The following is a 9,176-nucleotide window of genomic DNA, read 5'->3' as shown; positions in this document are numbered from 1 at the left end:
AGTAGTTTAGTTATGATGACCCAGCAACATCTACACCAGTATAAGTAACTTATACCTGCGTAAATAACGCCCAATCACTTTATCTTATCGACACTAGACTAAAATTTTAGACCGCGCACTTCAAAACCCACAGATAGTAATTAAATTGACCTGCCGCTTCAACAACTTTCGCTACAATATCCCTAATAAAAATAAGGATTAACATAAAAAAAAACGCCTGCCAGCATAACCGACAAGCGTTTCTTGAATAAGGCGTATTAACGCTTTGAGAACTGAGGCTTCTTACGCGCTTTGCGTAGACCAACCTTCTTACGCTCTACTGCACGCGCATCACGAGTAACCCAACCTGCTTCACGCAGTGCTGGACGCAACGTTTCGTCATACTCCATTAGAGCACGAGCAATACCGTGACGAATCGCACCAGCTTGACCAGTTGTACCACCACCTTTTACAGTGATTTTTACATCAAGCTTATCGGCCATCTCTACCAACTCTAGAGGCTGACGAACAACCATCTGAGCAGTCTTACGACCAAAAAACTGATCTAGTGCACGGCCATTGATCTCAATATTACCGCCACCAGATTTTAGAAATACGCGCGCCGCAGAAGTTTTACGACGACCAGTTCCATAATTATATGTAGTTGACATAATCGCCTTCCGTTAAATATCTAAAACTTGCGGTTGTTGTGCAGTATGAGGATGAACATCACCAGCATACACTTTTAGCTTTCTGAACATTTCACGACCTAGAGGTCCGCGTGGCAACATGCCTTTAACCGCACCTTGAATAGCACGCTCAGGAGCTTTATCGATCAATTTTTCGAAAGAAATCGACTTAAGACCACCGATATAACCAGTATGTCTGTGATAAATCTTATCTTTAGCCTTGTTACCTGTTACTGCAACTTTCTCTGCATTAACAACAACAATGTAATCACCTGTATCAACATGAGGTGTGTATTCTGGCTTATGCTTGCCCCTTAAACGGCTCGCAATTTCACTTGATAAGCGACCAAGTGTTTTGCCTGTAGCATCTACTACATACCAGTCACGCTTTACGCTTTCTGGCTTTGCACTTAACGTTTTCATTTATTCCGCCTTTAGCTCCAATGAGCCTTTACAAAATCCAAGTTCGATGGCAATTTCGCCATTCGGATGTCACGAATTATCGCGGTTTCACATATTGAGACGGGGCTGTACTCGCAAAGCTACACCGATAATTTTAGGGCGCGCAGTATAATATAATTAAACACAATTAATCCAGAACTAATTTAGTTTTTCTTTCATTGCCCCGCATAAAAAATTTCTTCGGCATTATCTCTCAAGGCTGCAGCCAAGATTTCAGGGCTTTCAGAGCGAATATTACATAGCGCCGAAAAAACCTGACGAATATCCGAAGGACAACCAAACTCTCGCCTCAACCCGGAAACTCTCATATCCGGGCTATCCGTCTCCAACAACAAACTACCCAAAGGGGCTGTCGCAACAGCGGATCGGGTTCGCGTGGCACTTGGCCAAGTAATAACGCAACCTACACCGATGCTTATCCCTTTGGCGACATACTGATCGAGCAAGTCCTTGCCTCCGGAGAAGGCATGAATCACCCCCTTCCCTGGAAACTTCTTTAATGCGGACAGTATCTGGGAATGCGTTTTTCGAGCATGCATGATAACGGGCAAACCATGATCACTTGCAAGCGCCAACTGCGCCTCAAACAAGCTGTACTGCAGAGCCATATCTGCTGCCGTTACATCAAGCCCTATCTCGCCAACAGCAACCAGCCCCTCAGGCCGCGGGGATAAGCACGCATCAAGCCTGCTAATATCGCCTAAAGAATGCCTAGCTATAAAAAGAGGATGCAACCCTAAGGCATAACTTAGCTGAGGATGGCCAAGCGATAAGCCTTGCACCCCCTCCCATGATCCACGATCAATCGATGGGATAATCAACTTTGTTACACTTGCCCGGCGACAACTTTCAAGCAGGGCTTCTTGCCGCCCCTCAAACTCAACAAAATCTAAATGACAATGAGTATCGTAAAGCTCCGGACCTATCACCTCATTCTGCAATTAGTGCTCTCGCGTCTTTCTAAACTGCACTTCAGGGTAGCGCTCTTCAGATAACTGTAAATTCACCATCGTTGGCGCGATATAACTCAAGTTATCCCCCCCATCCAAAGCTAAATTATCAAAGCATTTCTTTCTAAACGCCTCTAGTTTGACCGGGTCATCACACGACACCCAGCGCGCCGTCGCAACGCTGATCGGCTCATACATAGCATCGACCTTATATTCAGCCTTTAATCGATGCACTACGACATCGAACTGAAGCACCCCGACGGCACCAACTATCAAGTCATTTGACTTCAGCGGACGAAACACCTGAACAGCGCCTTCTTCAGACAATTGAATCAAGCCTTTGTTAAGCTGCTTCATCTTCAGAGGATCTTTCAAACGAATTCGTCTAAAAAGCTCAGGCGCAAAGTTTGGAATGCCCGCAAACTTAAGCTGCTCACCCTCAGTAAAGGTATCACCTATCTGAATCGTCCCGTGATTATGCAAACCAATAATATCGCCTGCATAAGCCTCATCTGCATGTTCTCGGTCACCTGCCATAAAGGTCACCGCATCTGAAACACGCACATCTTTACCTGTGCGAACATGCTTTAACTTCATTCCTTTCTTATACTTTCCCGAACAAATGCGCATAAATGCGATTCTGTCTCGATGCATTGGGTCCATATTTGCCTGAATTTTAAAAACGAAGCCTGTGAACTTTTCTTCTTCGGCCTCAACCTGGCGCACATTCGTCGCTCGTGATTGCGGCGCAGGCGCCCACTCAGTTAAGCCTTCAAGCATATGGTCTACACCAAAATTACCCAGAGCGGTACCGAAGTACACCGGCGTCAGTTCGCCTGCTAAAAATAGCTCATGATCAAACTCGTGCGATGCACCTTTAACTAATTCAATTTCATCTCTAAGTTCTTCTGCATAATGCCCAATCGCCTCTTCCAGCTCTGGATTATCGAGACCTTTTATTACTCTTGAATCCTGAATCTGATGACCTTGCCCCGTCTGATAAAGGACTGTCTCATCCTTATATAAGTGATAAACACCTTTAAACTCTTTACCCATGCCAATAGGCCAGGTGATTGGTGCACACGCAATCTTTAGAACGTCTTCCACTTCGTCCATTAACTCTATCGGATCTCTAATATCCCTATCGAGCTTATTCATAAAGGTTACAATAGGCGTGTCACGAAGACGCGTAACCTCCATTAATTTGATTGTACGTTCCTCTACACCTTTGGCTGAATCAATCACCATCAAACTAGAGTCAACCGCAGTTAAGGTTCGATAAGTATCTTCCGAGAAATCTTCGTGCCCCGGCGTATCAAGCAAATTAACCAGACATTTATTAAATGGAAACTGCATCACCGAGGTCGTTACCGAGATACCACGCTCCTTTTCCATTTCCATCCAATCAGACTTTGCATGCTGACCGCTTTTCTTCCCTTTCACGGTACCGGCTTTTTGAATCGCCGCGCCAAATAACAGGACTTTTTCAGTAATGGTGGTCTTACCCGCATCAGGGTGAGAAATAATCGCAAAGGTTCTACGCGTGGAGATTTCATCTGTTATTTGTGACATTAAGAATACTTACCTTAAGATTTCGGCATGCCAGTCCGAAAACCAGCCTTAATAAAAATTTCTGTGATTATAAACGTCTGAGTATTTTTTCGCAGCAAGAGAAAAATTTAGACTTGAAGGTCGACCGATAACTCTAGTGTCATTAATACGGCATTTTCTTTTCCTTGAGCAGCAGGATAATAATTTGGTCTCACACCAACCTCATTAAATCCTTCAGAGAAATATAAGTCGATTGCCTGGCGATTCGACTCTCTGACCTCAAGAAAAAATACATTTGCTTGCTTCTGTATCGCTTTAGATACCGTGTATTGAAGAAGCTTTCGACCAAAGCCTTTTCTCGCATATGCAGGATCAATGCATATATTCAGCAAGTGCGCTTCATCCAATACACATGAAACAAAAGCATAACCAATAAGCACCCCTGCCCGCTCTACGCCAAAACAGTCATCTTTGCCTAGAGAGGTCTCGAGCATTTTTTGACTCCAGGGTAAAGGGTAGGCTCGTCTTTCAATATTTAAGACCGCGTCTAAATCTGCTTTACATAAGTCTCGAAAGGAAATTGAAGTCAACTTACTCACCAAAGTAAGCACACAATTCTACCCAGGTGTCTGACTTGCGCTGCGGGAAACGAAGCATGTCGGCCAGGGAATGACTAAAAACGTTAAAGCTAAGAGCGGGTCTGGATGAAACTAGCTCGGCGTAGAATTTCTTCAGCTGCGGATACGCCGCCCCAAAATACAGAACACTCTTTACATCTTCAGCGCAATGGGAGTTGATCCAACTTGCCAGCAGAACAGGTAAATCCCCCCCTTGCTTACTTTGCAAGTTAAGAGAGCGGAACACCGGCCAACTGAACAGCTGTTGGAATTCTGGCTTATCATGCAGGTCATGCATGCCTGCTTTTGATTTAATTATATTTTTTAGCAGAGTCAGCTCTACTGGATGACTTGCCGGCTCCAAAGACTCAGAAATTATCAAACCATGACTGGTTCTATATAGAACCAGAGAAAAACTATCTAAGGCGCGATCACCAGATAATGAAGGCAAAGCACTAATATCAACACCTTCAGAATCTGCCTGATTTCTTCCTACAGGTGCTCGCGACTCAAGACTCTCTTGAACCGGCTCCTCACCATCGCTAGGACGAAGCCCACCCGATTTTAGAATATCCATGGCAGAGTGAGCTCTCTCTACCGCAGCCAAACTCTCCGTAACATTACGCTCTGGCGCAAGTGAATCCTGCAGAGCATGCTTTAAGTCTGATTCGCAGAGTTCTGTTATCGCGGGCTGAAAGAGGACTGTCTCAGGCGTCGGCGCAGCTCCGGAAAGCTTTGTTCGGGTATACCACTGGTGAACCCCCATCGCACTGAGGTGCGACTGCCTATCGGATAGCGCCAACATACTACTTATACATCGCCTTGCGGGTGCTGACGTGGGTCGTGACGCTCGAGCAGGTTAAGCGCATGCAAATAAGCCTTGGCAGAAGCAATGACAATATCGGTATCTGCACCTAAACCATTTACAATACGCCCGTCTTTCTCTAGCCGAACCGTTACCTCCCCTTGAGAGTCGGTTCCACTTGTGATGCTATTTACAGAATATAATTGCTGCGCAGCACCCGAGTTAACTATCTTCTCGATTGCCTTATAGGTTGCATCAACCGGGCCACTACCGTCTGACTCAGCAGACTTTTCCTCTCCATCGACGAGCAAAGTAACCTTTGAGACAGGCACAACACCTGTCTCGGAACACACTGACAAACAAACCAAGGAATAGAGATCGACCTGATCTAGAGATTTAGTCGAACTTACCAATGCATGCAGATCCTCATCAAATATCTCGTGTTTTTTATCTGCCAATTCTTTAAATGCTGCAAACGCCTGATTTAACTCAGTCTCAGACTCCAATGAAATTCCAAGCTCTTCTATTCTGGAACGAAATGCATTTCTGCCAGAGTGTTTACCTAGAACCAGACTATTAGTATGCCAGCCAACATCTTGAGCCTTCATAATTTCGTAAGTTTCTCGATGCTTCAATATACCATCCTGGTGAATGCCAGACTCATGCGCAAACGCATTTGCACCAACAATTGCTTTATTTGGCTGAACCGGGAAGCCAGTAATCGTCGACACTAACCGCGAGCAAGGCACGATCTGTGTAGAGTCGATATTTGTCGATAGGTCAAAAAAGTCAGATCGTGTACGAACTGCCATTACAACCTCTTCCAAAGAAGCATTTCCGGCTCGCTCACCCAATCCGTTAATAGTACATTCAATCTGGCGTGCACCATTGGTTACCGCAGACAAAGAGTTTGCAACAGCTAAGCCGAGATCATTGTGACAATGAACTGAGAAAATAGCTTTGTCTGAATTTGGAATTCGCTCGATAAGGTTTTTTATGGTTTCACCAAACTGCTCGGGAATCGCATAGCCCACCGTATCCGGGATATTTATTGTGGAAGCACCAGCATTAATCGCTTGCTCTATAATACGACAAAGAAAATCCAACTCTGAACGACCAGCATCTTCACATGAAAACTCGACATCATCTGTATAGCTTCGCGCTCTTTTTACTGCTCGCACAGCTTGCTCGACAACTGCATCCGGCTCCATTTGAAGCTTATACTTCATATGGATCGGAGAGGTTGCGATGAAGGTGTGAATACGCGACGCATTTGCTCCTCTTAAAGCTTCAGCAGCACGATCGATATCCTTATCCAATGCTCTGGATAGAGAACATATTCGAGAATCTACTATTGTATCAGCGATAGATTTAACCGACTCAAAGTCGCCCGGACTTGCAATCGCAAACCCCGCTTCAATAACATCAACACGCATCTTCTCAAGTGCACGAGCAATTCTCAATTTCTCTGCCTTGGTCATCGATGCACCGGGGCTTTGCTCGCCATCTCGTAGGGTCGTATCAAAGATAACAAGCTTATTTTTATCGGACATTCGCCGTGCTCCTAAATCAATATCCTAAAGAGTTTATCTAAGCTAATACAATACATTGCAGCTTATTAAATCAAACCGCTAACTATAGCGACAAGACCTAAGTTAAACAATGCTCAGTCAGTAAGAATTCACGTTATTTCGATATCTCTACAGAGTAGCGAGCCTATAGAGTGTCTAGAGTAAACAACCTAGTAAACTATCATATGCTCGATATTGCGAATTGGTCTATCAAATAAAGCAAAGACCATTGAACTTCTCGCGATTATAGACGAAAATTCGCGCTTCGCTTTGAACTTGTAATTTTAATTGGGGATACGTCAAGATGACGGCACAGAAAATACTATTTACCGCAGTAATTTTTCTTTTTAGTACGCTAGCGTCAGCGCTAGAAAAGAAAACAATTTGTACATGGGATCCAGTAGGGAAGAACGGCCCAGTAATGACTTTCTATTCAGATTTAAAGCCAAAAGCTATCGCATGGGGTTTAGATCTTGAGTTTATCGCTTATACCGATGAAAAAGTTGCTGCTAACGACTTCAAAGCTGGTGTATGTGACGGCGCTCACTTGAGTGCAATCCTATCACGTCAATTTGTTCCTTTCGCAGGGACACTTGATGCAATTGGCGGTATCACTTCCGACTCTGGTCTTGGTAAAATTCTTGCTACTCTTGCAAGCCCTAAGGCTGGCAAAATCATGACAAACGGTCAATATGAAGCAGTTGCTGCATGGCCTGTTGGCTCTATGTTCGCGTTCGTAAACGATAAGAACATCAATACAGTTGCAGACTTCAGCGGCAAGAAGATTTCAGTTCTTAATGAAGACCCACAGACTCACAAGCTTGCTAACATGGCCGGCGCATCACCTGTAGGCACTTCTTTGGCAACGTTCTCTGGCCAGTTCAACAACGGCAACATTGATATCCTTTTCATGCCAGCACTAGCTTACAACACTTTTGAGCTATACCACGGCCTTGGCGACAAAGGTGGCATTCTTGACTACCGTCTATATTACGGCATGCTTCAAACAATCACCAAGAAAGACAACTTCCCAGCAGACTTTGGTAACAAAATGCGTAAATACGTTGTTGGCCGCTTGAAAGCTATCAATAAACTAGTTGCTGATGCCGAAAAAGAAATACCAGCTAAGTACTGGATCAAAACTAACGAAGAGACTAAAAAAGAGCTAGTTAAGTTTAGCCGTGACATTCGTCTAGCACTTAAAGCTGAAGGTAAAATGGACCCTAAAGCGCTTAAGCTGCTTTGGAAAATCCGTTGTGCTGAAAACCCATCTGCAAGTGAGTGTGCAACTCCTGAATAGGCTAATAGCTTAGCAGATTATAAAAAGGCTCCTTTTAAGGGGCCTTTTTTATTATCAGTGCTTCTCTTTAGGTCTACAATAGCACCATTAGAGGAGCAAACTTATGTCTGACATTCAATATGGCACTAATGAGCCAGTAATATTCACTATGCTAATGACACCTGAAATGGCTAACTTTTCAGGTAACGTACACGGCGGCGCACTATTAAAGCTACTAGACCAGGTCGCTTATACCTGCGCATCACGCTATAGCGGCCATTACGCCGTCACCCTTTCTGTAGACCAAGTTAACTTTCGCCAACCGATTAAAATTGGCGAACTCGTCACCTTTTTATCTTCTGTAAACTACGTCGGACGCACGTCAATGGAAGTAGGCGTCAAAGTCGTTGCTGAAGATATTCACTCTCACGAGAAGCGCCATACCAACAGCTGCTATTTTACTATGGTAGCAATGGGTGAGGATGGAAAGCCCACAGAAGTTCCGCCACTCGACTTTAAAGCAGATAAGCAAAAACAGCGCTATATTGCAGCAAAAGTAAGAAGGGAGCTTCGTAAAGAACATGATCTGCGGCTGAAAGAGATTCACGATAAGTGGATCAGTAATACGGAACATATGACTGAAGAGCAGATCAACGTAGAGTTCGAGAAATACCGGCAAAGCTAAATACCATGCCGGTATAAAAACTCTGTTTTACGCGTGTTGCTTACAACAGCCAGCGTGAACACCTACATAATAAGCAGCGGCACCTGATTTACTTACTAACACGGTCAGATAGTAGCAAGTTTAATTCAGAGCTATAACTATTAACAAAAAACCCTTGAAGACGTATATCTCCAAGGTTTTTTCATATTTTCTAAATTTGCCTTTTCACCAGGCAATAAAAAACCCCAGTAGGACGACCTACTGGGGTTTCTAATAGAAGCCTGACGATGACCTACTCTCACATGGGACCTCCCACACTACCATCGGCGATGCTTCGTTTCACTTCTGAGTTCGGGATGGGATCAGGTGGTTCCAAAGCTCTATGGTCGTCAGGCAAAACTTCGGTTGCTGATACTTGATCAACAACACTTAATTCTGCGTCTTTAACAATAGCAAGTAATAGCTAATTTTATCTCTGCTGTCTAACGAAGACTCATATCCAATTTGCGTTACCCGTCGTTGTACGAATAATCATTCACTATAAAACCACTTGGGCGTTATATAGTTAAGCCTCACGAGCAATTAGTACTGGTTAGCTCAATACGTTAC

At 44.2% G+C, this 9,176-nt stretch carries 9 protein-coding genes and 1 rRNA gene; 2 read left to right on the top strand and 8 right to left on the bottom strand.

Going from position 1 to position 9,176, the window contains the following annotated elements:
• Window positions 1–257: 257 nt before the first annotated feature.
• From rpsI to A3757_RS14745, 7 genes are all read right to left on the bottom strand, one after another.
• Window positions 258–650 (bottom strand): 30S ribosomal protein S9, encoded by a 393-nt coding sequence (gene rpsI / locus A3757_RS14775; RefSeq protein ID WP_068507251.1) that lies wholly within the window; start codon window positions 648–650, stop codon window positions 258–260.
• A 12-nt stretch (window positions 651–662) separates the two neighbouring features.
• Complete coding sequence (rplM, locus tag A3757_RS14770) at window positions 663–1,091, bottom strand: 50S ribosomal protein L13 (protein ID WP_068516415.1); 429 nt, start codon at window positions 1,089–1,091, stop codon at window positions 663–665.
• 194 nt (window positions 1,092–1,285) lie between these two features.
• Window positions 1,286–2,071, bottom strand: a complete 786-nt coding sequence (locus A3757_RS14765; RefSeq protein ID WP_082872117.1) for a TatD family hydrolase — start codon at window positions 2,069–2,071, stop codon at window positions 1,286–1,288.
• Window positions 2,072–3,652, bottom strand: coding sequence for a peptide chain release factor 3 (prfC, locus tag A3757_RS14760; protein ID WP_068516418.1), 1,581 nt, complete (start codon window positions 3,650–3,652; stop codon window positions 2,072–2,074). It abuts the gene before it with no gap.
• Between the two features lie 107 nt (window positions 3,653–3,759).
• Window positions 3,760–4,221 carry a ribosomal protein S18-alanine N-acetyltransferase gene (gene rimI / locus A3757_RS14755; RefSeq protein WP_082865262.1) on the bottom strand — a complete coding sequence of 154 codons (462 nt, stop codon included), beginning with the start codon at window positions 4,219–4,221 and terminating at the stop codon, window positions 3,760–3,762.
• Window position 4,222: 1 nt separating this feature from the next.
• Window positions 4,223–5,053, bottom strand: a complete 831-nt coding sequence (locus tag A3757_RS14750; RefSeq protein WP_068553698.1) for a hypothetical protein — start codon at window positions 5,051–5,053, stop codon at window positions 4,223–4,225.
• A gap of 5 nt (window positions 5,054–5,058) precedes the next feature.
• Window positions 5,059–6,606: a 2-isopropylmalate synthase gene (locus A3757_RS14745; RefSeq protein ID WP_068553697.1), complete on the bottom strand. Its 1,548-nt coding sequence runs from the start codon at window positions 6,604–6,606 to the stop codon at window positions 5,059–5,061.
• A 322-nt stretch (window positions 6,607–6,928) separates the two neighbouring features.
• Between A3757_RS14745 and A3757_RS14740 the strand changes: the two genes are divergently transcribed.
• Both A3757_RS14740 and A3757_RS14735 read left to right on the top strand, forming a co-directional pair.
• On the top strand, window positions 6,929–7,924 hold the full coding sequence (locus A3757_RS14740) for a putative solute-binding protein (protein ID WP_068516429.1): 996 nt from the start codon (window positions 6,929–6,931) through the stop codon (window positions 7,922–7,924).
• A 103-nt stretch (window positions 7,925–8,027) separates the two neighbouring features.
• The gene (locus A3757_RS14735) at window positions 8,028–8,588 is read left to right on the top strand and encodes an acyl-CoA thioesterase (RefSeq protein WP_197470060.1); all 561 of its coding nucleotides are present in this window, start codon (window positions 8,028–8,030) and stop codon (window positions 8,586–8,588) included.
• Window positions 8,589–8,846: 258 nt separating this feature from the next.
• Here the strand turns inward: A3757_RS14735 and rrf are convergent.
• A 5S ribosomal RNA gene (gene rrf, locus A3757_RS14730) occupies window positions 8,847–8,961 on the bottom strand.
• Window positions 8,962–9,176: the final 215 nt, after the last annotated feature.

The organism is Oleiphilus sp. HI0117 (genome assembly GCF_001635235.1).
Note: the sequence above shows the minus strand (reverse complement) of the source record. Positions and strands in the feature narration are given on the sequence as shown.